This window comes from Escherichia albertii NBRC 107761 = DSM 17582 (genome assembly GCF_000759775.1).
GTDB lineage: Bacteria > Pseudomonadota > Gammaproteobacteria > Enterobacterales > Enterobacteriaceae > Escherichia > Escherichia albertii.
In genome coordinates this window covers 1-25911 of record NZ_BBMY01000067.1, presented here as the reverse complement: position 1 = coordinate 25911, position 25911 = coordinate 1, and the positions used below count along the sequence as shown (strand labels likewise).

20 protein-coding genes are annotated in these 25911 nt (G+C 53.2%); all 20 read right to left on the bottom strand.

Translation table 11 applies throughout. From position 1 onward, the window contains the following. Positions 1-182: 182 nt before the first annotated feature. Positions 183-719, bottom strand: coding sequence for a GspM family type II secretion system protein YghD (yghD, locus tag EA14781_RS12865; protein ID WP_000942851.1), 537 nt, complete (start codon positions 717-719; stop codon positions 183-185). A gap of 1 nt (position 720) precedes the next feature. Next, entirely contained in the window at positions 721-1899 is a 1179-nt protein-coding gene (gene gspL / locus EA14781_RS12860; RefSeq protein WP_000100022.1) for a type II secretion system protein GspL, read from the bottom strand. Continuing rightward, positions 1896-2873: a type II secretion system minor pseudopilin GspK gene (gene gspK, locus EA14781_RS12855; protein ID WP_000587245.1), complete on the bottom strand. Its 978-nt coding sequence runs from the start codon at positions 2871-2873 to the stop codon at positions 1896-1898. Before gspK ends, gspL begins: the two co-directional genes overlap by 4 nt. Next, entirely contained in the window at positions 2870-3475 is a 606-nt protein-coding gene (gene gspJ / locus EA14781_RS12850; protein ID WP_001226864.1) for a type II secretion system minor pseudopilin GspJ, read from the bottom strand. The genes gspK and gspJ overlap by 4 nt, the downstream gene beginning before the upstream one ends. Beyond that, positions 3472-3843 (bottom strand): type II secretion system minor pseudopilin GspI, encoded by a 372-nt coding sequence (gene gspI / locus EA14781_RS12845; RefSeq protein ID WP_000820094.1) that lies wholly within the window; start codon positions 3841-3843, stop codon positions 3472-3474. The genes gspJ and gspI overlap by 4 nt, the downstream gene beginning before the upstream one ends. Next, complete coding sequence (gspH, locus tag EA14781_RS12840; protein WP_001138004.1) at positions 3840-4403, bottom strand: type II secretion system minor pseudopilin GspH; 564 nt, start codon at positions 4401-4403, stop codon at positions 3840-3842. Before gspH ends, gspI begins: the two co-directional genes overlap by 4 nt. A 3-nt stretch (positions 4404-4406) precedes the next feature. Continuing rightward, entirely contained in the window at positions 4407-4862 is a 456-nt protein-coding gene (gspG, locus tag EA14781_RS12835) for a type II secretion system major pseudopilin GspG (protein WP_001087299.1), read from the bottom strand. 16 nt (positions 4863-4878) lie between these two features. Beyond that, positions 4879-6102: a type II secretion system inner membrane protein GspF gene (gspF, locus tag EA14781_RS12830; RefSeq protein ID WP_001173480.1), complete on the bottom strand. Its 1224-nt coding sequence runs from the start codon at positions 6100-6102 to the stop codon at positions 4879-4881. Then, positions 6102-7595, bottom strand: a complete 1494-nt coding sequence (gspE, locus tag EA14781_RS12825) for a type II secretion system ATPase GspE (RefSeq protein WP_000035513.1) — start codon at positions 7593-7595, stop codon at positions 6102-6104. The genes gspF and gspE overlap by 1 nt, the downstream gene beginning before the upstream one ends. Further along, the gene (gene gspD / locus EA14781_RS12820; protein WP_000498812.1) at positions 7595-9655 is read right to left on the bottom strand and encodes a type II secretion system secretin GspD; all 2061 of its coding nucleotides are present in this window, start codon (positions 9653-9655) and stop codon (positions 7595-7597) included. The genes gspE and gspD overlap by 1 nt, the downstream gene beginning before the upstream one ends. 29 nt (positions 9656-9684) lie before the next feature. After that, positions 9685-10644: a type II secretion system protein GspC gene (gene gspC, locus EA14781_RS12815; protein WP_000135107.1), complete on the bottom strand. Its 960-nt coding sequence runs from the start codon at positions 10642-10644 to the stop codon at positions 9685-9687. A gap of 17 nt (positions 10645-10661) precedes the next feature. Further along, complete coding sequence (gene gspS2 / locus EA14781_RS12810) at positions 10662-11072, bottom strand: type II secretion system pilot lipoprotein GspS-beta (protein ID WP_002461251.1); 411 nt, start codon at positions 11070-11072, stop codon at positions 10662-10664. Between the two features lie 65 nt (positions 11073-11137). Further along, positions 11138-11947, bottom strand: coding sequence for a prepilin peptidase (locus EA14781_RS12805; RefSeq protein ID WP_002461249.1), 810 nt, complete (start codon positions 11945-11947; stop codon positions 11138-11140). 197 nt (positions 11948-12144) lie between these two features. Continuing rightward, complete coding sequence (gene sslE / locus EA14781_RS12800) at positions 12145-16692, bottom strand: lipoprotein metalloprotease SslE (protein WP_001034453.1); 4548 nt, start codon at positions 16690-16692, stop codon at positions 12145-12147. 503 nt (positions 16693-17195) lie between these two features. After that, positions 17196-18878 (bottom strand): glycolate permease GlcA, encoded by a 1683-nt coding sequence (gene glcA / locus EA14781_RS12790; RefSeq protein WP_000259284.1) that lies wholly within the window; start codon positions 18876-18878, stop codon positions 17196-17198. Between the two features lie 353 nt (positions 18879-19231). Continuing rightward, the gene (glcB, locus tag EA14781_RS12785) at positions 19232-21403 is read right to left on the bottom strand and encodes a malate synthase G (protein WP_000084046.1); all 2172 of its coding nucleotides are present in this window, start codon (positions 21401-21403) and stop codon (positions 19232-19234) included. Positions 21404-21424: 21 nt separating this feature from the next. After that, entirely contained in the window at positions 21425-21829 is a 405-nt protein-coding gene (locus EA14781_RS12780; protein ID WP_001352944.1) for a GlcG family protein, read from the bottom strand. 4 nt (positions 21830-21833) lie between these two features. After that, complete coding sequence (glcF, locus tag EA14781_RS12775) at positions 21834-23057, bottom strand: glycolate oxidase subunit GlcF (protein WP_001194833.1); 1224 nt, start codon at positions 23055-23057, stop codon at positions 21834-21836. Positions 23058-23067: 10 nt separating this feature from the next. Beyond that, positions 23068-24120, bottom strand: coding sequence for a glycolate oxidase subunit GlcE (gene glcE / locus EA14781_RS12770; RefSeq protein WP_000943113.1), 1053 nt, complete (start codon positions 24118-24120; stop codon positions 23068-23070). Further along, positions 24120-25619 (bottom strand): glycolate oxidase subunit GlcD, encoded by a 1500-nt coding sequence (gene glcD / locus EA14781_RS12765; protein WP_000026089.1) that lies wholly within the window; start codon positions 25617-25619, stop codon positions 24120-24122. Before glcD ends, glcE begins: the two co-directional genes overlap by 1 nt. Positions 25620-25911 lie beyond the last annotated feature (292 nt).

The window sequence follows — 25911 nt, the reverse complement described above, 5'->3', positions numbered from 1 at the left end:
AGAACCGCCGAAAATCTCTGGCGTATTTTGCAGGAACATATGCCGGGCGATTTAATTCAGCAGATATCAATGGAAAAACCAGCGCGCCGTTATTGATGGCGTGCTGAAAAAGATCAGCCCCGACGCCAGCCCTTATCCGGCTGGCGTTTCTTTCAGGAGAATAATGCTGTCGATTGAATATCCTACCCGCGCCCAAACTCCAGCCGCTGCACATTCACCATCCCTGGTTTTTCTCCGGCACTGACATCAATTTGTGTCACCCGCAACGCATATTTTTCATTCAACGTATTAAGCCAGTCCAGGAGATCATTAAATACCACAGGGTCTATCCAGACCTGAATATTCTCCCCGCGTTCGGCTATCCGCTTGATAACCACAAAATGTGCAAAAGCGCTGTCGCTGATGACTCGCGATATCTGTGCCGGCGTTGTCGTGCCGGATTTTCGTGCCGCAATAATATTCGGCGCGGCGCTCTGCAGCCGGGTATTCATCGCCGCCAGTTGTTGCAACGTTGTCTCCTGTTGCTCAATCCGTTCACTCAGCGGTTGCCAAATGAGGACGTAATATCCGACGCTAAACAGGAACACCATTGCTGCCAGCAACATCCCCTTTTCGCGCGGTGAACGCCCCGCCAGATGCTGTGACAGCCAGTGTTCGCCCCGACTTAACTGCCGCTCACGCCATTGCTGAAAATAGCGAATGTATTTATCGCGTAACATATTATTTCCTCCGCAGCGTTACGCCGCCTGAAACTGCATCACCCTCTTTTTGTAACGCGTCCTGTTGCACCACAAAATCTGCCGCCAGTGCGGTACGCAGTTTGTCGAAGCTGGCAAAATTCGCCGCCCGTAACTGGAGGTGAAGCGTCTGGCGTTTTTGATCAAAGGTGAAACCGCGCATCTCAATATCAGTAAGTGACGCTGATTTCAGAGTGCTGGCGATCGCAGACAGTTGACCGAGTAGATCAGCATCGTCGGTCTGCGGACGATATTTTTTCAGCGCCATCGTGATCTGCGAGCGTAAATTCACAATTCGCTTCTGTTCAGGGAACAGTTTTAAGAACTGCTTCTCTGCCTGAGTGCGGCTTTGCGCCACTTGTTCGCTGACGCTCCATAACGTCACACCCCGCTCCACGGCTAACGCAACCAGAATCAGCAATATTGGCAGAACCATCACCCGCCAGCGCGCCCACTGTTTTCGGTAGCTGACGCGGGGCTGCCACGGCCCTGTCAGCAGGTTCCCTTCAGGTTCGCCACAGGGGGTTATAGCAGGTAGAGTCGTAACGGTCAGGCGTTCAGCGTCTGCGCCAGCCCATGCAGATAGCTCTTCCGGTGCAATGCCGACCACCGTCAGCGAAAGCGGTAAATCCTGCTCATTGAGCTGTGCGCGAAACATGGCCGGGGCCAGCGCCCGTCCGGCGCTCCATCCCCGGCATTCATCGATTCGGCAGATAACCCGTTGCGCATCGCCAGCCATATAGCCACAGGGAATGGACATCCAGTCCGGTGCAACGGTAACGCGGGTGATGCCATTAGCCTGCAACCAATCTGCAATATTGCGCATATGTTGCTGGTGTATCACTGCCACGGTAGCCTGCTGTTGGTCAATTTTCAGCGGTGCAAAATGCAGCTCGTCGATATCCTGATTCAGCTCTTCTTCCAGTAAAGCAGGCAGAATCGTCTGTACCTGCTTGCGGGGAACATCAGGCAGTTCAACCTGCCAGACGCTTATCCATTCGCCGGGAATATAGAGTCGAATCGTGTCTGTTTGCAGCCATTGCTGGAGATATTCGTCGGCGACGTCAGGCCAGATGCCGTGCTCCGTGTCGGCGGTACGGCGTTGCCAGCGAACAGGATCGGAGGCACAAAGCGGAAAAAAAATCTCAAGTACAGAACTCACTCACTTTCTCCTGTCTGATGCCAGAGAACAGAAAAGTGTTGTGGGCCCATGCGGACAATTAACGAATTCATCGTCAGTTCAATCTCATTCACGGTGATGTCTGAACGCAACCAGAAGTAATTGCTGTCCACGCTCAGGACGGTTTTTAGTTGTTTTTTTGTACGCTCATCGACATCAGCAAGGAGCGGCTGCGCAAGAAACTGATCGACATCCTCCCAGCCCTTCGCCGGACGTTGTTGCAATAACGTCCGCGCCTGAGTGGGGCTTAACCACGGGTCGAACAGTGCCTCAATAATGGCGCTTTGCGTGACGTCTAAGGTGTTGATGTTGATTTGCTGGCTGTCCATCGGCAGCGCACAGACCAACGGTTTCAGTTTTTTATAGAGTCCGGCGTCCATTCCCTGCACTACGCGCATTTCGCTGATATCGGCCAGCGGTTGATTGGCGGCGTAGAAAGGCACCGAGCGGGCGAGATATTCACTGTCTTCCCGGCCCAGACGTGTCTGTACGCTGCGGTCCTCATCAATAAACTCCCACAGACTTTCTGCTATCAGCTCGGCCCGATAAGCAGGAACATCGAGGCGCGTGATCAGGGCAATCAACTGTTGCACCGCGAGCGGACGTGAAGCCGTTGTTGAGCGGGCGAGAGCATTCAGGTTAAAACAGGCCTGGGCGTCGCGCAGAGTGACGGCAATTTGCCCCTGCGGCAGTGGGAAAAAACGAGGTCCGGCAGCCCACGGCTGCGCCAGGTGCACACGCTTTTCATTTTTCAGGCTCAGACTGAGCGCGCTCAGCGCCAGGCTTTCCGCACTGGCGCTGTACCACAATGCTTGTTGGTATTCCTGCTGACTGCGCGTTCTCCCCAGTTGCTGCTGCATCCGCCCGGAAAGCGTGATAGTCACCAGCATCATAACCGCCAGCAATACCAGCACCACGACCAGTGCCATTCCGCGTTTGGGGGGTGAGATAATCATGATAACTGCGGCCCACGTAACAACCAGATGCGTTCAATCTCGCCCCATTGCGGCGAATGCAGGGTCATGCGCACCGCCACAGGGATCGCCTGCAGCGACGACCAGCTCTCCTGCCAGCGCGTGCCATCGTAGAACTGCAAACGGAGTGAATCTGCCGGAATCAATTTTTGCATTGTTGGCTTCACGCTGCCTGCGGCATCGGTCAGCGGCCAGGCTAACCGCTCCAGGTAGCCGTCATGAATGCGGTAACCGACGGAGATCAGATTACTGCGCGGCAGGCGCATCAACGGATTGACCACGCCACCGCGCACAAAACGCATTCCTTCACTCTCAGACGCCAGCACGCCAGCGCCCGCCAGCAACGTCGGTTCCCGCTGGCCCTGCTCGCCTCTTACCGGACGCGGCATCATTTGTGTCAAATCGTGGCTCAGAAAACTCATCGTTTGCTGCATGAGATTTAGTTTTTGATCGTGTTCCGAGACAGCACTGTTCACGCGTGTGACACCGTTTGTCACCTGCTGTGCCATTAATGCCAACGAGGCAAAAATCGCAATCGCAATCAGCATTTCCAGTAATGTGAAGCCAGAGCGAATCTTTCTCACTGCTGACCTCCTGTGGCGCTGAACCACGCGCGTCGTGACTGAATCACCGACGAAAAATCTTCGCGACGGCTGACTTCAATATCCACCGCCTGAAGCAACGCATTGCCTGTATTCAGAGGAATGGTTCGCCAGTACCAGCGGCTACCCGCCATTTCGCTCTCGCCCTGATGCCTGACCGCCCGCTGCTCGCGAGTCATCAGGTAGAGCAGTGCGGTCTGGTTTTCAGCTACCCAGCCAGCCACCGTTTTTTCCTCAAGGACTTGCTGATTACTCAGCGCGCCGCTGGCTATCTGTAACACCGCCATGGCGGCCAGTGCAAAAATCGCCAGTGCGAGCATCACTTCCAGCAAGGTAAAACCACGTTTCATAGCGTCCTCTCATCACATTGATTGAGAGATAACGCGCCATCGTGCGCCAGTTTCACCGCCCAGCATTCACTTTGCTCCGCAGAGTAAAAGCGCAACGTAAACGGCGTGGCGGGCTCAAAAGGCGAGAAACGGATCTGCGGCGTTTTCTTTTTCGCCTCTTTTTGCAGCTCCAGCTCAATATCATGCAGCGTCAGGCGGCGACGTTGCAGCTCCAGCGCGTATTCCTTCTGCCAGATATCACTCCCGGGTTGTAGCAGCATCTGCACCTGTTTCGGCACTGTGACCTGCGTCGGTAACCGGGCCGTGGAAACAGGCAGCCAGCGCCCCTGACGACGCTGCATAAACTGGTAGCCGGGCGGGTCGATTAGCACACCGAGTGTTTGCCCTTCGATCACCGCCTTATCCTTAAACTGCGCAAAACGGGCCAGAAAATCCTGCGCCGCTTTTTTCGCAGGTGGTTCAGAACGGGTCGCAAAAGTTTGCACCACGCCCGCACTGGCAAGGCCGATAAGGAAAATCACCAGCATGATTTCCAGAAGAGTGAATCCGCGTCTGGGCACTGATTACTGAAACTCCTGCAAATTCCAGTTACCGATATCTGCACCAGCGCCTTCCCCATTTTCCTGGCCATCCGCCCCTAAGGTGTAAACATCAAACAGCCCTTTTTCACCCGGACTGAGATACTGATAATCGTTGCCCCACGGATCTTTTGGCAATCGCTTGATGTACCCACCAGTACGGTAATTGCGGGAATCCGCCATATTGCCCGGTTGCTGGATCAGCGCTTCCAGCCCCTGTTCGGTGGTCGGATAACGCCCGTTATCCAGTCGGTACATATCCAGCGCGTTTTCCAGCGCCACAATATCGCTAATGGCTTTTTGCCGATCTGCTTTCTCTTTGTTACCTAACAGGTTAGGCACCACCAGACTTGCCAGAACGCCAAGAATAACAATCACCACCATCACTTCCAGCAGGGTAAAACCTGCCCGTGGTTTTTGCGTGCGGGATAACGAATTCATGTGATAACTCCGTAAATTACATTCCAACCATATTGTTCAGTTGCAGCATCGGCTCGAGAATAGCAATGACGATAAACAGCACCACGCCCGCCATCATCACCACCAGCGCCGGTTCAAACAGTCCTAACGCCAGCCCTACCTGGGTATCAAACTCCCGTTCCTGGTTGACTGCGGCCTGCTCAAGCATGGTTTCCAGTTCGCCGCTCTGCTCGCCGGAGGCGATCATGTACAGCATCATCGGCGGGAACAGGCGCAACTCCGTCAGTGCTGCACGCAGGCTGCTTCCTTCGCGGACGCGATCTGCCGCCAGCAGCAGTTGCTGCTCGACATAACGATTTGCCGACACGGCAGCGGCGGTCTGAATACCTTCCAGCAACGGAACGCTACTGGCGGTGAGGATGCTTAAGGTGCGGGAAAAGCGCGCCGTATTTAGCCCGCGAGCGACCCGCCCGATAACAGGCAGGCGCAGCAGGGTTTTATCCCAGCGCAGGCGCATAGCGGGATTTTTGAGTAGCCGTTGCCCCAGTACCAGAAGCCCCAGCAATCCCGCCAGCCAGTAAACGCCGCTGGTCTGTAAAGCGTCGCTCATGGCGATGAGCATTCGGGTGGAGGCAGGCAGCGCATGTCCGAGGTGATCAAACTGTTCGATGATTTTCGGCACCACTGCCGTCAGCAAAATAGTGACCACGCCCGTTGCCACCACCAGCAGTACCAGCGGGTAGAGCATCGCCTGCAGCAGGCGTGATTTCAGACGCTGCCGCTGTTCGGTGTAATCCGCCAGGCGATTAAGCACCACGTCGAGATGCCCGGATTTTTCTCCGGCGGCGACCATCGAACAAAACAGCGAGTCAAAGACGCGGGGATGTTCGCGCAGGCTGTCCGACAGAGTGTAACCTTCCTGAATCCGGCTGCGCAGCGCCATTCCGAGGCTTTTTACATGCAGTTTTTCACTTTGCTCACTGACCGCCTGTAAGCAGGTTTCCAGCGGCATTGCTGCCTGTACCAGCGTTGCCAGTTGGCGAGTGAACAGCGCCAGATCGGCCGCCGCCACGCGACGATGTGCGTGTCGCCGACGCTGCAACAATCCCCCTGTCGAAGCATTCATTCGGGCTTCAATGTGCACGGGAATGAGTTCTTTTCCACGTAACAACTGACGGGCGTGACGCGCGGAATCCGCCTCAATCATACCTTTGGTTTTGCGACCATTACGCTGTAGCGCCTGATAGTAAAACAGTGCCATTACGCCTCCATGGTTACCCGCAGAACTTCATCAAGAGAGGTCTCTCCAGCGAGTACTTTCTCAATGCCGTTACTGCGGATACCTGCGGAGTGTTGCCGGACATAACGTTCCAGCTCCAGTTCCCCGGCCTGACGGTGGATCAAATCACGCAATGTGGCGTCCACCACAATCAGTTCATGGATGGCGGTACGCCCGCGAAAACCTTTGTGATTACAGGCGGGGCAGCCCTGCGGATGGTACAGGGTGACGGTATGCACGTTGCTAATTCCCATCAGACGTTTTTCTTCGTCAGTGGCAGGCCGGGCCTGGCGGCAGTCGTGGCACAGCGTTCGAACCAGTCGCTGCGCCATCACGCCCGTCAGGCTGGAAGAGAGCAGGAAAGGCTCCACGCCCATATCCTGCAAACGCGTGATCGCCCCCACCGCCGTGTTGGTATGCAGTGTGGAAAGCACCAGGTGTCCGGTAAGTGAAGCCTGCACGGCGATTTCTGCGGTTTCGGTATCGCGGATCTCACCGACCATCACCACATCCGGGTCCTGACGCAAAATCGCGCGCAGGCCACGGGCGAAGGTCATGCCGACACGGGTGTTGACCTGCGTCTGGCCGATCCCTTCAATCATGTATTCGATAGGGTCTTCAACCGTAAGAATGTTGCGCGAGTGGTTGTTCAGCTCCTGCAATCCGGCGTACAGCGTGGTGCTTTTGCCGGAACCTGTCGGCCCTGTCACCAGAAAGATGCCGTGCGGTTTGTGCAGTAGCTGACGCAACTGCGCGGTCAGTTCGTGACTCAAACCCAGACGTTCCAGCGTCAGGCGGGCCTGGTTTTTGTCCAGCAGTCGCAGTACCACGCGCTCGCCCCAGGCGGAAGGCATGGTGGAGACACGCACGTCAATCGCCCGACCACCCAGCAGCAGCGCAATACGACCATCCTGCGGCACGCGCTTTTCGGCGATATCCAGCCGCGCCATCACTTTGATACGCGATACCAGTAGCGAGGCCAGTTTGCGCCCTGGACGCAACATTTCATGCAACGTGCCGTCAACGCGAAAACGGATCACCAGACTCTTTTCAAACGTCTCGATGTGGATATCCGAAGCGCCTTCTTTAATCGCCTCTGCCAGCATGGCGTTGATCAGTTTGATGATCGGTGCATCGTCGTCGCTTTCCAGCAGATCCTCGGTTTCCGGCAGCTCCTCCGCGAGGGTAAAAAAGTCCTCGGCGGAGCCGATATCTTCCATCAACTGACGCGCCTCGGAAGAGTCCCGCTGCCAGACCGCATTCAGTCGCTGTTCAAATTCAGCCTCGTCGATTTGCCGTAGCGTAAAGGGTGCGCTCAGCCCCCGCTGCAGCTCCTGCAAAACAGAGAGCGACAGCGGATGAACGTGGAGGATCTCCAGCGACGCTTCGCACCATGCCACCAGGCTAAACCGACGGCTGAAACTGTAGGGCAGGCGCACGGCGTTAGCCGTGGTTTCCTGTGCTACAGGCGCCATTAACGCGTTCTCCCGGCATTAAGGAACGCGCGAACTTCCGGCGGTAAAGCCTGGTTTTGCGCAGGCAATACCGGCTGTGAAGTATGCGGCATCAGGCTTAACCCTTGCTCGTCGCGATAGATCTGCTCGGCACGCATATAGTTATATTTGCGCTGCGATACACCGTCTGCCGCCATACCGTCACGCAGAATGGTCGGGCGGATAAACACCATCAGGTTACGTTTTTCTTTTTTATCCGCCGTCGATTTAAACAGGTTGCCAATCAACGGGATATCGCCCAGCAACGGTACTTTCGCCACACTTTCTCCCGCCTGGTCGTCCATCAGACCGCCAAGCACGATCAGTTCGCCGTCGTTAGCCAGTACGGTGGTTTTCAGTTTGCGCTCGCCAAATACCACGTCGAGGCTGGTCTGTCCTTCCACCTTCGAGACTTCCTGTTCAATCACCATCTGTACCGCATTACCTTCGTTAATCTGCGGCGTGACTTTCAGCATGATGCCGACTTTTTTCCTCTCTACTGTATTGAAAGGATTGCTGTTATTGGAGCCAACGGTAGATCCAGTTAATACAGGAACGTCCTGGCCCACCATGAAGAAGGCTTCCTGGTTGTCCAGTGTGGTGATGCTCGGTGTGGAGAGGACGTTAGAGCTGGAGTCATTTTTGACCGCCTGCACCAGCGCCATCCAGTCGCCTTTCACCACGCCAACCGCCGTACCGCTAAAGCCAGAAAGAAGCTGGGCGAGCGTGGAGAGGTCGCCGTTGGTCTCCGGGTTAATAGTGGTGGCGCCATTTTCGCTGATCACCGTGGAACCTTTCTGCGGCTTCGCCTGAGAAATGGCTGCTCCCAGCGTACCGATAGGAATCTGCGTGCCGTTGGCAAACTGCATTAATCCGGCATCTTTCGATGCCCACTGCACGCCAAAGTTGATATTGCTGCCTTCGGCAACTTCCACGATCAACGCCTCGACATGCACCTGAGCACGGCGAATATCCAGTTGTTCAATCACGCTTTGCAGCGACTGCATGATGTCCTGCGGCGCGGTAACAATCAGGGCATTACTGTGTTTGCTGGCAGCGATGGAGACAACCTCACGCCCGCTACCCACCGTGCCTTCCGCTTCTTCTTTGGCAGCGGTGAGCGTGCCGCTGACCTGTTTGAGAACATCAACCAGATCTTCCGCTTTGCTGTATTTGAGATAGAACACCTGGCTGTTGCCGCTACGCTCCATTTCTGAGTCCAGGCGACGGATCAAACGGCGCATTTTGTCTCGCGTGGCGGGATCGCCGCTGACAATCACGCTGTTGGTGCGTTCATCAGCAACAATTTGTGACTTCAGCGTTGCTGGCTGGTTCTCGCCGCTGTTTTTGGTCAGGCTTTCCAGCACACGGGCAATTTCCGAAGCCGATGCGTTATCCAGTGGGATCACCTCTTCGGTACGGTTTCCCGCACGGTCCACACGCTGGATCACTTCCGTCAGCCGTTCCACGACAGAGGCGCGTCCGGTGAGCATAATCACGTTGGAGGGATCGTAATTGACGACGTTGCCGGATCCTGCGCTGTCGATCATCTGGCGCAGCATCGGCGCCAGTTCGCGTACCGACACATTACGTACCGGCACCACTTTGGTAACCATTTCATCGCCTGCATAGTTATCGTTGCCTTCACTCACTAACGGCAGCGGTTCAACCTTTGCGGCACTGGATTTCACTACCTTCAGCACGTCGTTCTCCATTGGTACGACGGCATATCCCTGCGCTTCCAGCAGGTTAAGGAATAGCTGGTAATACTGGCGTTCATTGAGCGGCGTCATGGTACGAATGCTCACCTTCCCCTGTACGCCCGGTCCCATGATGATGGTTTTATTGAGGTTAGCGCCGACGGTTTCAATGAACGATTTCAGGTCAGTATCTTTAAAATTAGCGGTAAAGGTGTGCTCTTCCGCCCAGGCCGGTGAACTACATAATGCCGCAGCCAGCATCAGCGGCAGTAAACGCTTTTTTGTTTTGAAGGCAGTTGTCTTTTTACGCCAGACCGACAACGTAATATCACGCCAAAACACGATGAATGATTCTCCTGGATTAAATGCAATTAGCGCAGCGCAATGGAAATGTCGTAGCGCGCACCCTTTCGCAAAACCGTAAGTTGAATGGAATCCATTGAAGGTAACTGCCGCATCAGAGCAATCATTGCTCGTGGATCAGTGAAATCCTGCTGATTTAGCGCAATGGCGATATCGCCTTCCTTGAAACCGCTGGCATCGAACAGAGAACGATCTGCCCCCGGCTTCACTGCATAACCGACAATCCCCTCCTTACGCACGGGCGTAAGTTGGATATAGTTGAAAATTTTCTGCGGATCTTTCGCCAGTGCCTGACGCACGGCAGCCGGGATCTCCACTGGCGCGCTGACAGTAGGCTCAACAACAGCTTGCTTTACTTCGTCACTGGCGGCTTTTTTGTTGGTCACGGCTACGGCGGAACGCTCCTCCTCAACCAGACTCAAACGTTCCATTTTCCCCTGATAACGCAGCATCACATGGTCGCGATTGATTTCCTCAATCACCGCGTTGTGAGAGTCAAGCCGTTCGCCCTGCAAATAAACCTGTTGTTTGCCGCCCTCTTCAATCACCACACCAGGTCTGGCGCCAAAAGCGATACCGCGCAGCACCACATTAAGGCGCGTTTCTGCCACAGGCGCAGGTTCAGGTTGTTTTACCGGCGCGACAACGGGCTGATATTTGCCAAACCAGTTTTGCTGGCTGATTAATTGCGCATCGTTTTTATCAAACGGTTTTGCCTCCGAACGGGGCGTTTTATTCCCGGATGAAGAAACCGTCGTATATTCCGCAGAAAAGACGATGTAGCGCCAGAGTGAGTGCGCCATTTTCGCAGAAATAATAAGCAGCATCAGCCAGAACATCCCGCGCGCTATTTTCCGCAGATGTTCTTTATCTGTATTAAGAGATTGTCCCTGGCTAAGAGCGTGACGAATTTTTGTCAGCCATTGATTGAGATAAATTCGTGTATCACGAAAAACAACCCGCGCCAATTTATATCTACCCGACGTTATGCTTTGACTATTCCACAGGTGGTGCGATCCAGCTTCCGCTGACACTGGTTGCCTGTGCGTGTATCTTTAATCGTTATGCTGTAATTAATCCCTTCGGCAATCATCAATTTCACCGTTGGGTCAGCGCACATTTGTCGTTGATAGCTGGTTAAAAAGGCGTCAGGCGTTTGCGTAGTCTGGGCACCCGCTTCGCTGATAATGGTCATTTTTACCGTTGCGCCGCTACTTTGCGCCAGCACTAAGGTATATCCCGCAGATTTAATGGGCAGGTTTTGACTGATATTTTGCGCCTGTTTTTTCGCCAGCAAACTGGCGTTTTCATTATGGCTGGCGCAGCCACTTAATAATCCAGTAACGCTCAACAATAGCGATATTAATACCCTCCCTGGCATCTGTTTGATCGACATGGTAAATAATCTCTAATGTTATTAATTAAAATAAAAATGTCACTTCGATAATTACATGTTTGTCATTAAAGCAATGCCTGTAGATAAAGTGTTGCTATACCGCCCAGACTTAAACATGGCCCAAAAGGCAGCGTGGTTGATCCTTTTTTTGTAATAACGGCATATATCAGGCCGCAACATGAAGCGATTAACGCAACATGGGGCAGCGACAACGCGCCCACCCAACCGCCTAAAGCAGCGAAGAGTAATACATCGCCCATGCCTAATGCTTCTTTACGCAGAATTATTCCGGCCAACCAGCGCAGGGAATAAAACGTTGCGAATCCCGCCAGTACGCCGGTAACCGCGTCCTGTAGCGTTAACGGACTCTGCTGAGCCCATGCCGCAATCAGTCCCGTCCACAATACGCCCTGAGTAAAGACATCAGGCAACCATTGGTTGTCGAGATCGATGATGCTCGCGGCAATCAGCCAGGCGGATAATATCATCACCGCCAGCGCCCATCCACTCTCCGGCCAGACCAGACTTGCCAGCAAAAAAGCGAGTGCCGTCAATAATTCCACCAGCGGATAACGCTTGCTGATTTTTGCCTGACAGTCACGGCAGCGCCCTTTGAGCATCAGCCAGGAAAGCAGCGGAATGTTGTCACGTATCCGAATGGCCTGCTGACAATGCGGGCAGTGCGAGCGCGGCAGCGCCAGGCTCATTTTCGGCTGTACGTTCTGCGTTTCCCCCTGAAACTCCGCCATTTGTTGGCGAATCATGATGGGGTAGCGCCAGATCACCACATTCAAAAAACTGCCGATGATCAATCCTCCGACAGTTGCCAGTATGGGCATCGCTGCGGGGTATTGCTGAAAAACATCAAAATACATGGTTAAAGGTTATGTGTTGTAGCTTGCCGGATGCGGCGTGAAACGCCTTATCCGGCCTACGGGTGTCTGCCAACGCAAATAATCGCGGCTTTCCCTGTCTGTAGGCCCGATAAGCTGGCGCATCGGGCAAATGTGTTAACCCGGTGCGCCTTATTTCATGCCGGATGCGGCGTAAACGCCTTATCCGGCATACAGGCTTACTCGGCTGACATCGCGTGCTCGGTAACCTTGTTAATGGTTTCCGGCCCTTGCTGCGGTTTCGGCAGCTTAAGTCCCGCAAGCGTGCTATAAGCCGACTGGCTCACCCCGCCCTGGAAACTCATCTCCGTTGCTCCCGGCAGCTGATAAGCACTTGCACCCGGATTCCATTTCTTAAAGAACTCCGAAAGGTCCGCCTGGGCAACCCAGGAGGCACACAGCATCAGCGTGTCGGCAGCATTGCCGTTGGATTCGGCACAATAATTCTTATCGCCGAACTGGTTTTTACCAACCTCATCGCCACGTGCTTTACGGTGCATCAACTGGAACAGGTTCCAGCCTTTCATCCCTTCACGCTCGCTGTAGAACGCTGGCAGAGTTGTACCTTCTGGATACCACTTCCTGATATCAAAGTTTTTCTCAGCCCATTCCTTCAACTGTGCGTACATCAGCAGACGGTCACCCGCGCCGCCGCGCGCCCATGCCTGACCTTTGCTCTCCTCCAGATATTCCGGCGCGACGGTAATATCGTCAGCGACACGGTTCATCTTGCCGAGATAGCGATCCTGCATGTACAGCGCCAGCACGTTGTTCGCCACTTCGGTCGCACCAGGAACAGTCAACGGCGTTTCTGCGGCGTTATGACCAACTTCGTGCCAGATCAGCCAGTCGTTCAGCGGCGTCGTCGGCAGCGTGGTGCTGTTCGGCGAGAAGCTGCTGTTCATCACCGGATAACCCGAGTGCGCATCACCGATGGAGATCTGCACATCGTTGGTGAAACGATGTTTATGACCCTTCAATGCTTCATAGGTAAACATCCGGTGGCTGCCACTTTCGTCATTACGACCGTAGAAGTCATTCATCGAGCTGGCAAAGGTATCCAGATCTTTAGCGAATTGCTCCAGTCCTCCAGTGTAATTGCTGGCATTCAGGTTGTTCTTCGGCGTGGTGTAGACGAACGACTCGGACTCCAGTTCGCCCAACGGCGCCGGGGAACTCAACTCATGCTTCCACTGACCATCTTTATAGAACGGTGCTTTTACTACACCGGTAAAGGTGAATTCAGCTGATTGCACCTCTTTGCTGTCGCCCTTGATATAAATCAGACCGCCGTAAGGGACTTTGAATGTCACCGTACCATTAGCCGCCAGAGTATACGTTTTAGTCACTCTTGGCGGACGGTTCAGCGCAACTTCATGCTTCTCACGTCCGGTCAGGTCGTCGGCCAGCGCCACGGTGACGGTCACAGGGACTTTCGCTGTGGACTGAATGCTGACGTCCTGCTGAGCCGGAGCCCACAGACCAGTAGACTGCATGTTACCCGCAAACCATTTGGTCGGATTTGAGTACAGGCTGATGGTTTCCGTAACGGTTTCACCACTCGCAGACACATCCCCCGGATACTTAGCAACATCAACCTTAATGTTCAGATCCCACCAGGAACGGCCCAGCATCAGGCGCGTTAGCGGTTTTTCCATATAGTTGAGCGGATAGCTCGGGTTCATCATGCCTGCTTTATTACCGCTCTTTTCGCCGTAGATCATGTTGTTATCGACCAGCGATTGTTTCAGCTCTGTCGAACACTGCGTGCCACCTTTATAGGCATTGTTGGCGTAGCAGTTCAGGAACTCAGTGAAGGTTTTAAAGCCCAGCTCGTCATCCTTGTCGTTTTCATAGCGATATTCTGTTTCGTTCCACAACCAGACCGACATGTTCTGGTACAGACGTTCCAGATCGACGCTGTTCAGACGCTCGCCTTTACGACCATTGGTACGGAAATAGAGCTCATGCTGATACAGACGCTGAATGTTGGTGCCTAAATCCGCAGCCTGCACCATCGCTTTCGCGGTGTCGGCGTTAAGACTCAGTTGCGTATACTGTGGAACGTACATGCCACCTGTAACCGGAACCTTCGTTCCAGGACGGCGCTCCAGACAGTTGATCTCGTAGTGGTAAGTCGAGTCGGTACACTCCTGTAATCCAGGAAACTTCTCAAGGATTTTTGCCTTTGCAGCTTCCAGAGATTCTTTTGTTTTATGCTCAGCCTCATCAATAAAGGCATAACGCGTTTCCTGTTTGCCATTGACATCCTCCAGCCAGCTGGCAACTTCCAGCTTCGGTTTGTCATCAGGCTTGTTTTCTTGCTGATATTTCCAGATAACTTCTTTCGTCTTTTCATCAATGGTATATGGCGGTTTACCATCAACGGCAGGATAACGTTCATAGACCCAAATGTCCGTTGCACGCTGCTGACGAACGCGGTTCGGGTAACCCTGCGGATCGGTATTCACCACCGACTTGTTCAGTGCCATTGACAAACCCGCGGCATCCAACAGACGCACAAAGCCAGACGCGCTCTCTTCCTTAAGATTGCTCATCACGTTTTCCATGATCAGCACCGAGCCACCTTTGTTCATATAGGCAATAAGATCGGTCACATCCTGCTGAGTCAGCTTCGGCTTGCTGGTGTCTGCACTCAGTGGGATCGCATAAGGATCATTCCCCACCTGAGTCACATACTCAAAGCCGTTAAGGATCAGCAACGGAATCGCTTCCGGATTCAGATCGCCATAGCTGCTCAAATGCTTAACAGAGATACCGGCAAAATCCGGGTGGAAGCCAAATGGAGCACTGCTCCCGGTGACCTGACCATGACGTTTGAAATAAACGTTTTCCAGGTTCGTACCCACGGCCATTGTGCTCTTTGTATTCGGCTGCCAGATGTCGTTTGACAGGTAGCGCAGTACGTTCTGCATGAAGTGCTTCATGTCATCTGAATCACTGTTACGCGTACACTGACCGTTTTTATCAACACCGCCTTCCCAGCTGTAACCGTTCGGACAACGCAGGATGCTGTTATAGTACGGGTTACCGATAACCATCAGTTTGCCCTCGCCGACTTGCCCCAGCGAAATAAACGGCAGGTTGAAGGTCGCGGTATCACGCGTAACGTTTTCAGGTTCAACAATGGAAGGCGCTTCCGTAATGTACGCCAGCTCATTTTTATCCCAGGCGCGCTTTTCGCCGAAAGCCAGCCAGTAGTTTTTATCATTACGCGCCATCAGAATCGGGAATGCCGCGTTGGAGATATTCACCACCGCCTGACCGCGTGCGCTCCCCGTACTGCCATAGAAGTTGGTGGAGTCATGGAAGACGTGGAACTTGCTGACAGACTGGTAGTTCGTATCCACGCCCCACAGCTTGTTGATAACGCCCTGAATCTGACCGTCATTGACATTGCGCGTCGTCAGAGAGAACCAACGAGCAGAGTTACAGTTGTTGGTTTTGTCGCAAATCGCGGTATCGATCTCCTTAGCCTGCCCAGATTCAAACTGCTTGATGAATTCGTTAGGCAGCTCAACGGGTTTATCACCTTCGTTCAACGTCTCACCATTGGATAACGAGAGATTGATAATCTCGTTGATCACGTTGGGATACTCGGCAAAAACTTTGCGCACAACATCCGGGAGTTCACGATCGCCGTTTTTCCCCGCCTGGGAATAACGATGAATAAGCTGATCGATATTCGCCCCGCGAACTTCGTCGCCCAGCTCAGTCAAGGCAATGGTCGACTTATTACCGCGTACTGAGCCCAGTTCAAAGGTATCGATGCCGAAGGAGACGGTTTCGCCCCAGCTAAAGGAGAATTTACCGTTTTCGCCCGTTACGCCACGGCCTGAATTGGTGTAGTAGTCAACGCCAGCAACACCGTTCCCCAGGCTATCCACCAGTCGGCCTTCGGAAAGAATGATTTCAGTGGGTTGATACTGATAAAACTGTTCCGCATTCGCCGACACGAAAGAAGCGTTCAGATCCGGTTTAGTGCCCGGCGTCGTGGCTGGCACGACCGGAGACGTATGGGTAGACGGCGCTTTATCAGTGGCGGCATTGTTTTCCATCTCTTCATTCACCAGCTTGCTGAAATTGTCTGCTGTCAGCTCTATTTGCTTATACAGTTTTTCAAAGCGCGCACGATCAACCACTGACGAGAAGGTCAGACAAAGCTGTTCTGCATCTGCCGGACAACTGTCGCTGGAAGTCACCAGAGAGATGGCGTTGGTTTTCTTGTTGTCAGAACCCGCCAGTTCTTGTGCATTCTCAAGACTAAATGACACTTTTTCAACCGAACGCAGGCTACGCGCAGCCTCTGACTGGGTATCAAAAGTGGCAATTGTCGTGCTACCAACTACGCAACTTACGGTGTCACCAGGCGTAAAGGTAAAGCCGTCGCTGGTTTCACCATTACAGGTAACGCCGGTTACCCGCTGGCTTCCCCCCAGGGTCAGATAACCCGTTTTCGTGGGAGCAGGTTCTGGTTCCGGTGTTGGCTCTGGGTCTGGAGTGGGATCCGGCGTAGGCTCAGGTTCTGGCGTCGGATCCGGGTTTGGCGTGGGATCGGGTTTCACCTCTGGCAGAGAACCGGTCCCAGAATCGACAGGTGGCGTATCGGAGGATGACCCCGAACCACCACCATCACAACCGGCTAACAGGGTTGCGCTTAAAATAGCCGCTAATAGCGATTTTTTATATTTAAATTTCTTATTCATTAATAACGCAATTGACCAAATAGAGTTAAAGATTTCGCAACCTGGGAAATAGTTTTATGTTTTTACTTTCTCTTGAAACAGAACCTCCTCTATTCATAAAACTGCATTATTGATAACGACATAGATAAATAAAAGCATCAGGATAACCCCGCAGCGATGTAGAACGGGTTATTCACGAAAAGATGCAATATTCGAAAAAACAACAATTATTCAGAAGGTGATTATCCCAATTAGTTGATATTTTTATCGATTAAGACTGCAAAATCAACAGATAGCACGCGGTTTACTCATTAAGTGAACGTTATTTATACGCACTTTTTAAGTTTAGAAAAAATAACATACGTTCTCACGCCCTGAATTATTCAGCACGTTATCTGAACACAAAAACATTATTCAATAATTGATAATAAAGAACGAAATGATTTTGCAGTTATTCAAACAGAATAACGAAGTAAGAGTGGAAAGAAGCCGAATGATATTGACAACCATCCGGCTTTATCGACTTACGAAACTAACATTCCGGTAAATACATATGCCTGTAACAGGGTGATAATGCCGATAACACTGGCAAAGATCAGACTGTGCTTCACGGTATAGCGGAACAGCTCAGATTCTCTGCCCACCATCCCCGTTGCAGCACAAGCCACGGCGATAGATTGCGGGGAGATCATCTTACCCGTCACACCACCGCTGGTGTTTGCTACCACCAGCAGAGTGTCTGAGACATTGATTTGCTGCGCCGTGGTTGATTGCAGTGAACCAAACAGAGCGTTCGAGGATGTGTCCGAGCCGGTAAGGAATACCCCCAGCCAGCCGAGGAATGGCGAAAAGAACGGAAACATCGTACCAGTTCCTGCCAGTACCAGCGCCAGCGTGGTAGACATACCGGAATAGTTAGTCACAAAAGCAAATGCCAGCACCATGCCAATCGATAATATCGGCCACTTCAGGCTAATTAGCGTTTCTGCGAAGACAGCAATGCCTTTTTTGATCCCCACGCCGAGAATGAAGATAGAGATAATCGCCGCGATAAATATAGCAGTGCCGCCAGCGGAGAGTGGATCGAATTTAAATACCGCATCCATTGGCGTCGACTGGGCGACAATGGGCGCTGCTTTCATTACCTGTTGATGCAAATGGGGGATCTGGAAATTAATCACCAGCGAATAAAGCGCACCGCCCGGAGCAAATAACGCTTTAAACGGTTTCATGGTCCAGATGGTGACCAGTACCGTTAAGATTAAAAACGGTGACCATGCGCGAATGATTTGTCCGACGCGATATTCCGAAGGTACCGGGCCGCCAGAAGATGGCTTATTCACCACCATCGCACCAGCAGATTGCCCCATGCTGATAGCCGTTTCAGTATTTTTTGGCCGCCACACTTTTAGGAATAAAGAGAGTGAGACGATACTCACCAGCGCCGAAGTAATATCCGGCAGCTCCGGGCCAATGTAGTTAGAGGTAAAGAATTGGGTTACAGCGAAACGTCCCCCCGCCACCAGCGCGGCTGGCCATGTCTCTTTCACACCTTTCCAGCCGTCCATCATCGCCACCAGCCAGAACGGCACCAGCACCGACAGGAACGGCAACTGGCGTCCCGCCATTGCGCCAATGTGGAAGGGATCGATACCAGTGACCTGCCCGGCAACCAGAATCGGCACGCCCAACGCACCAAACGCCACCGGCGCGGTGTTGGCTATCAGGCACAGCCCCGCCGCGTATAACGGTTTGAAGCCCAGTCCCACCAACAGTGCGCCAGTAATCGCCACCGGCGCGCCAAAGCCCGCGGCTCCTTCTAACAACGCGCCAAAGGAGAAACCAATCAGCAACACCTGCAAACGCTGATCGTCGGTAATCGAGATAACCGAGCTGCGGATAATATCAAACTGACCGCTGGCAACGGTTAATTTATAGAGGAATACCGCCGCCACTATAATCCAGGCGATGGGCCATAAACCGTAAATAAAACCATACCCCGCAGCAGCAAATGCCATATCAATCGGCATTTTAAAGGCGAATATCGCAATCAGGATAGATAATATGAGGGTTATTGCTCCGGCGACATGGCCTTTCAGACGTAATACAGCGAGTGCCACAAAGAAAAATATTATTGGAATTAAGGCGACCAGAGCGGATAGCCCCAGTCCTCCCATCGGCATATACATTTGAGTCCAGGTAACCATATTGTTCAGTCTCTTATTATCTTTATATGCTTGATATACTTAAGGTTGTAATAAGCAAAAGAGGACTGAACTGTAAAATATAGGCGTTATACTTTACAGCAACAGCACGCCGCTAACGCAATTGCTACCTCTGGCATAACAAGTATATCGGGTAAGGGTTTCTGTTCCGCACACACAGGCGCAGAGTATCGTTAAGATGTCCATCTTATTATTTTAATCCCGCTAGTGATGCGCTGCGGGTATTTAATATTGTTAAACCCTGATCATCGCTCCGGTTATTTCCGGGATAAATGCACTACCGCAGTAACTATAATAGCCCCGGCAGTAAAACTTGCCGAGGCTTTTTGACGCTATTAATGACTTTCTTTTTCGCGTAAACGCCAGGCATGTAATAACGGTTCGGTATAACCGTTTGGCTGTTTCACGCCGAGGAAGATTAAATCGCTGGCGGCCTTAAAGGCACACGAGTGAGCGAAATTCCCCGCCATCGGACGATAAGCCGGATCGCCAGCATTTTGCTGATCGACCACTTTCGCCATATTCTCCAGCGACGCCTGCACCTGTTCTTTGGTCAAAATGCCGTGGCGTAACCAGTTGGCGATATGCTGGCTGGAGATGCGCAGTGTTGCGCGGTCTTCCATCAGCGCTACGTTGTGAATATCCGGCACTTTTGAACAACCAATCCCCTGCTCGACCCAACGCACTACGTAACCCAGAATTCCCTGCACGTTGTTATCCAGTTCTTGTTGGATCTCTTCCGCTGACCAGTTAGCATTTTCAGCTACCGGAATAGTCAGCAGATCGTCCAGCAGCGGCTCAAATTCGTCATTAAACCCGGTCTGGGCAATGTTAGCTTGCACGCTCTGTACGTTGGTTTGGTGGTAATGCAGCGCATGGAGCGTCGCGGCGGTTGGCGACGGAACCCATGCAGTGTTCGCCCCGGCGCGAAGTTGATCACCTTTCTGGCGGTACATGTCAGCCATCAGATCCGGCATTGCCCACATTCCTTTACCGATCTGCGCTTTGCCGCGCAGTCCGCAAAACAGACCAGACAGTACGTTGTTGCGCTCGTAGGCTTTGATCCACGGCGTCGATTTCATCTGGTTTTTACGCAGCATCGGGCCCGCTTCCATTGCCGAATGCATCTCATCGCCGGTACGATCAAGGAAACCAGTGTTAATAAATGCCACGCGATGGCGCGCCTGAGCGATGCAACTGCGTAAGTTCAGCGAGGTTCGGCGTTCTTCATCCATAATGCCCATTTTCAGGGTATTCGGCGCCATGCCGAGCATTGCCTCAATGCGGGTAAACAGTTTGTTGGCAAACGCCACTTCCTGCGGACCGTGCATTTTCGGTTTCACAATGTAGACACTGCCGGTGCGTGAGTTTTTCTGCACTTTTAAATCGTAGAGGGCAATCGCGCCAGTCATTACGCCATCAAGAATGCCTTCAGGGATTTCATTACCTTCGCTATCCCAAATCACGGGAATAGTCATCAAATGACCCACGTTACGGATAAACAGTAGCGAACGCCCGTGCAGAGAAATTTCAGAACCATCGGCGGCGGTGTATTGACGATCTGCATTCAGCTTACGCACGATTTGCCGACCGTTTTTCTCCATTTTCTCTTGCAGAGTGCCCTGCATCAGGCCCAGCAGGTTGCGGTACAGCAGGATTTTATCTTCCGCATCAACCGCCGCGACCGAGTCTTCACAGTCGAGAATGGTACTGATAGCAGCTTCGACGATGACGTCGTTGATGTGCGCCGGATCGTCTTTGCCAATTCGCCCGTTGGCATCAATTTGCAGCTCGATATGCAGGCCGTTATTTTTCAGCAAAATGCAGCTCGGCGCAGTGACGTCGCCACGGTAACCAACAAACTGCGCCGGAGTACGTAACGTGGTTTCCGTGCCATTTTTTAACCGGATACGTAATTGTTTATCGACCACTTTGAACGAGAGCACATCCTGATAACTGCCGTTTTCCAGTGGTAATGATTCATCAAGAAAGCGACGGACCCAGGCGATAACCTGCTCGCCGCGCTGCGGATCGTAGCCGCTGACCATCGCCCCTTCCTGTGGGATAATGTCGCTGCCGTAAAGCGCGTCGTACAATGACCCCCAGCGAGCGTTCGCTGCGTTCAGCGCGTAGCGCGCGTTCATTGCCGGAACCACCAGTTGCGGGCCGGCCTGGCAGGTGATTTCGCTGTCAATACCGGTAGTTTCTACCATAACGTGATCCGGTTGCGGCACCAGGTAATCCAGTTCCCGCAGGAAGGATTTATAGGCCGCTTTGTCTTTTACCGGCCCCGGATTGCTGCGATGCCATTCGTCCAGCGCCGCCTGAATGCGATCGCGTTCTGCCAATAGCTGACGATTCTCTGGCACCAGATCGTGAACGATCTCACCAAAATTGCGCCAGAATGCCGCAGCATCCAGTTCCACGCCCGGTAACACTTCTTCATCGACAAAACGTTTAAAGTCGGCGTCAATGCGTAAACGGCCCTGGGTTATGGTTTGACTCATTGTTTATCTCCTCGTTTTCGCTTATTTCGCCAACACCGCTGCCGCTGCTTTCGCGACCTGCGCATCTTGTGCTCCGGTTAAACCAGAAACGCCCACTGCACCAATAATTTGCCCATCAACAATAACCGGAACGCCACCTTCCAGCGACGTCAGTAACGGCGCGGTCACAAACGCGGTACGCCCATTATTTACCATCTCTTCATAGCCCTTAGTTTCGCGACGCCCCAGCGCGGCAGTACGCGCTTTCTCCTGGGAGATGTAGGCCGCTATCGGCGCGCAATCATCCATGCGACTTAACGCCAGCAGATGACCGCCGTCATCGGCAACAGCAATGGAAACAGACCAGTTATTTTTCTGCGCTTCTTCCTGACCTGCGGCAATAATTGCGCTCGCCATTTGCTGGCTAAGAATGACTTTAGTTTTCATTTTGTTATTCCTTTTCAAGGGCTTGTTCTACAATTTCAATCCAGTGACGCACAGAGGTACGACCGGCGCTCGCCAGATGTGTCTGGCAACCAATGTTGGCGGTGACGATCATTTCCGGTTTGCCGCTTTCCAGTGCATTCATTTTGTTATCCCGTAGCTGGCGCGCCAGCTCGGGATGCGTTAATGCATACGTTCCCGCCGACCCGCAGCACAGATGGCTATCAGGGACATCGGTTAAGGTAAATCCAAGACGGAGTAACACTTTTTCCACTTCGCCGTTCAGCTTTTGCGCATGTTGTAGGGTACACGGACAGTGAAAGGCCAGTTTTTTATCGCCGCGAATCGCCAGCTTTTCCAGCGGTTCCTCACGTAAAAGCTCGACTAAATCGACCGCCAGTTCACTGACCTGACGCGCTTTATCGGCATACAATGCATCGTCTTTCAGCATCTGCCCGTACTCTTTGACGAACGCGCCGCAGCCGCTGGCGGTTTGCAAAATTGCCTCGGCGCCCGCTTCAATCGCGGGCCACCATGCATCAATGTTATTTCGCGCCCGCGCTAACCCTTTTGCTTGCGCATTTAGATGATAGTCCACTGCGCCACAACAGCCTGCTTCGTCAGCTGGCATGACGCTGATCCCCAGGCGATCCAGCACACGCGCGGTTGCCGCGTTAGTATTGGGCGAAAGCGCAGGCTGGGCGCAACCTTCCAGCATTAAAACCCGGCGCTTATGGCGCAGCGGCGGACGCGGTTTGGCTTTCACAATTTTGGCGGGTAATTTTGCTCTGGCCTGTTCTGGCAACAACGGGCGTAACACCAGCCCTACCTGCGTCAGCGCACGGAAGACTGCCGGACGCGGCACCACCTGGCGCAAACCTTCACGTAACATTCGCTCCGGTAACGGGCGTTTCACTTTCTGCTCGACAATATCACGCCCGATATCCAGCAGATTGTGATAGCGCACACCAGAAGGACAGGTGGTTTCACAATTACGGCAAGTGAGACAGCGATCGAGATGCTCCTGCGTTTTAAGCGTGACTTCGTTACCTTCCAGTACCTGCTTAATCAGATAGATGCGCCCGCGCGGCCCGTCCAGTTCATCTCCCAAAAGCTGATACGTTGGGCAGGTTGCGGTACAAAATCCGCAGTGAACACAGGCGCGCAGGATACTGTCGGCTTCCTGCGCCCGCGGGTTCTGGCGCATCTCTTCGGTTAATCGGGTTTGCATAGCCTACTCCTTAAAGTTCCGCGTACATGCGACCGGGGTTAAACACGCCGCAAGGGTCGAGCTGCTGTTTAAGCCGCTGGTGATAGCGGAATAAAGGGGCGGATAGCGGGGCAAAGCCGCCATCTCCGGCACTAAAGCGGGTCGCATGACCGCCAGCGTTGCGGGCGATACGATGGATTTGATTGTCATCGGCTGTCGATTTCAGCCAGCGTAACGCCCCGCCCCAGTCGATCAGTTGCTCGCCGGGTAAATCCATCATCGGCGCATCGCCAGGGAGTGAAATGCGCCATAAGGTGCCAGGTAATGAGAAAAACGGCAGTTGTTGTTCACGCAATTGCTGCCAGAACTGACTCGCAACCTCTTCGCCCCCCAGCAGTTCACGCGCTGCTTTTACCGATCCTTCGCCGCCCTCAAGGCGGATCCACAACGCGTTGTCGAAGTAGCATAAACCGCTAATGGGGAGTGGCTGGAGTTGCCTCTGGGCGATTTCGTTCATGGCTTCTTGCAGGCTGATTTCCCGACGCAGGCTCAGGGAGGCACGCGGTTGCGGTAACACTTTCATTGAGATTTCAGTGAGCACGCCAAGACAACCGTAGCTTCCGGCCATTAACCGTGAGAGATCGTATCCGGCAACGTTTTTCATCACTTCACCACCAAAACGCAGATGTTTTCCTGTGCCGGTAATAATGCGCGTACCGAGGACAAAATCGCGGACCGAACCGCTCCACGGGCGACGCGGCCCCGCCAGCCCGCAGGCAACCATCCCGCCCCAGGTGGCTTCTTCGCCATAATGCGGCGGCTCGCAGGGCAGCATTTGCCCGGCGCTTTCCAGCGCCGCTTCAATCGCCACCAGCAGTGTTCCGGCGCGAGCGGTGAGCACCAACTCGGTCGGGTCGTAATTAACAATGCCGCGATGGCAACGCACATCCAGCGTTTGTCCGGTGACAGGGCGTCCTAAAAAGGCTTTGCTATTGCTGCCCTGAATCACCAGCGGCGTTTTATCGCTAATCGCCTGATTCACCTGCTCCAGCAGCACCTGACTGTAATCACACTCGCGTAGCATCAGAAACGCTCCAGTTCAGGGAAAGGTAAATGACCGTGATGCACATGCATGGCGCCAAATTCAGCGCAGCGGTGTAGCGTGGGAATGTTTTTTCCTGGGTTCAGCAAACCATCGGGATCAAACGCCGCCTTGACCGCATGAAAAGTCGTGATTTCATCGCTGTGGAACTGGGCACACATTTGATTAATTTTTTCTCGCCCGATGCCATGTTCCCCACTGATGCTGCCGCCCACTTCGACGCAGAGTTCGAGGATCTTCCCGCCCAGCTCTTCCGCGCGGGCAAATTCACCGGGTTCGTTGGCATCGAAAAGGATTAACGGGTGCATGTTGCCGTCTCCGGCATGAAAGACGTTGGCGACGCGTAAATCATATTGCTGCGATAAACGGGCAATGCCTTCCAGTACGCCAGGCAGCGCACGGCGCGGGATGGTGCCGTCCATGCAGTAGTAATCCGGGGAGATACGTCCTACCGCCGGGAAAGCGTTTTTGCGGCCAGCCCAGAAACGCACACGTTCCGCTTCGTCCTGCGCCAGACGGACGTCTGTCGCGCCCGCTTTCCGTAAGATGTCGTTAACTCGTTCGCAGTCTTCCTGTACGTCAGACTCCACGCCGTCCAGTTCGCATAACAAAATCGCTTCGGCATCGACGGGATAACCAGCATGAATAAAATCTTCCGCCGCGCGAATCGACAGGTTATCCATCATCTCCAGTCCACCAGGGATAATGCCATTGGCGATGATGTCACCGACGGCGAGTCCGGCTTTTTCTACCGAGTCAAAGCTGGCTAACAGAACCCGCGCCACGGGCGGTTTAGGCAGCAGTTTTACCGTCACTTCAGTGGTCACGCCGAGCATACCTTCCGATCCGGTAAACAGCGCCAGCAGATCAAAACCCGGTGAGTCCAGCGCATCCGATCCCAGCGTCAGCACCTCACCCTCCAGCGTTTGCACTTCAATTTTCAGCAAGTTATGTACGGTAAGCCCATATTTCAGGCAGTGGACGCCCCCCGCGTTTTCCGCCACATTGCCGCCAATGGAACAGGCGATTTGTGAGGAGGGATCCGGCGCGTAATAGAGATTATGTGGCGCAACGGCCTGGGAGATCGCCAGGTTACGCACGCCCGGCTGCACGCGCGCACGACGACCGACGGGATTGATTTCGAGGATTTCTTTAAAGCGCGCCATCACCAACAACACACCTTTTTCCAACGGCAGCGCGCCGCCAGAAAGCCCGGTGCCTGCGCCACGGGTCACCACCGGCACACGCAAACGATGGCAGACAGCCAGAATCGCCGTCACCTGTTCCATCTGCTTAGGTAGAACAACCAGTAATGGACGCGTGCGATACGCGCTCAACCCGTCACACTCGTAAGGAATGATCTCCTCTTCGGTATGCAGGATCTCGAATCCAGAGACATGCTCACGCAGTGCCATCAGTACCGATGCGCGATCGACATCGGGTAAAGCGCCGTCAAGACGCTCTTCGTACAAGATGCTCATGAGTAGGGTTCGCTTTGTTGTGTGTGTGTGGCAGCTAATTTTTGTACGCTGCTTCTGTGAACAGTTATTAAACGGGCTTTTCGTTTTCGTCTATCTCTTTAGCTACCGGTCAGACCATTTTTTTTCCCTCTCTGTGACTGCACATAGGTTAACTTAATGTTAAATTGATGTAGCATAATCACTTACGTGATGTCCGTGTTTCGCGACTTAATAACAGAAAAATTGGTCCTACCTGTGCACGAGGTCCGGGAATGAAAGATGAGCGTCGCCCTATTTGCGAAGTGGTTGCGGG

Coding starts and splice junctions, on each gene's coding strand:
- yghD (WP_000942851.1), bottom strand. CDS start 719: ATGTTACGCGATAAATACATTCGCTATTTTCAGCAATGGCGTGAGCGG.
- gspK (WP_000587245.1), bottom strand. CDS start 2,873: ATGATTATCTCACCCCCCAAACGCGGAATGGCACTGGTCGTGGTGCTG.
- gspI (WP_000820094.1), bottom strand. CDS start 3,843: ATGAAACGTGGTTTTACCTTGCTGGAAGTGATGCTCGCACTGGCGATT.
- gspG (WP_001087299.1), bottom strand. CDS start 4,862: ATGAATTCGTTATCCCGCACGCAAAAACCACGGGCAGGTTTTACCCTG.
- gspF (WP_001173480.1), bottom strand. CDS start 6,102: ATGGCACTGTTTTACTATCAGGCGCTACAGCGTAATGGTCGCAAAACC.
- gspE (WP_000035513.1), bottom strand. CDS start 7,595: ATGGCGCCTGTAGCACAGGAAACCACGGCTAACGCCGTGCGCCTGCCC.
- gspS2 (WP_002461251.1), bottom strand. CDS start 11,072: ATGTCGATCAAACAGATGCCAGGGAGGGTATTAATATCGCTATTGTTG.
- EA14781_RS12805 (WP_002461249.1), bottom strand. CDS start 11,947: ATGTATTTTGATGTTTTTCAGCAATACCCCGCAGCGATGCCCATACTG.
- sslE (WP_001034453.1), bottom strand. CDS start 16,692: ATGAATAAGAAATTTAAATATAAAAAATCGCTATTAGCGGCTATTTTA.
- glcA (WP_000259284.1), bottom strand. CDS start 18,878: ATGGTTACCTGGACTCAAATGTATATGCCGATGGGAGGACTGGGGCTA.
- glcB (WP_000084046.1), bottom strand. CDS start 21,403: ATGAGTCAAACCATAACCCAGGGCCGTTTACGCATTGACGCCGACTTT.
- EA14781_RS12780 (WP_001352944.1), bottom strand. CDS start 21,829: ATGAAAACTAAAGTCATTCTTAGCCAGCAAATGGCGAGCGCAATTATT.
- glcF (WP_001194833.1), bottom strand. CDS start 23,057: ATGCAAACCCGATTAACCGAAGAGATGCGCCAGAACCCGCGGGCGCAG.
- glcE (WP_000943113.1), bottom strand. CDS start 24,120: ATGCTACGCGAGTGTGATTACAGTCAGGTGCTGCTGGAGCAGGTGAAT.
- glcD (WP_000026089.1), bottom strand. CDS start 25,619: ATGAGCATCTTGTACGAAGAGCGTCTTGACGGCGCTTTACCCGATGTC.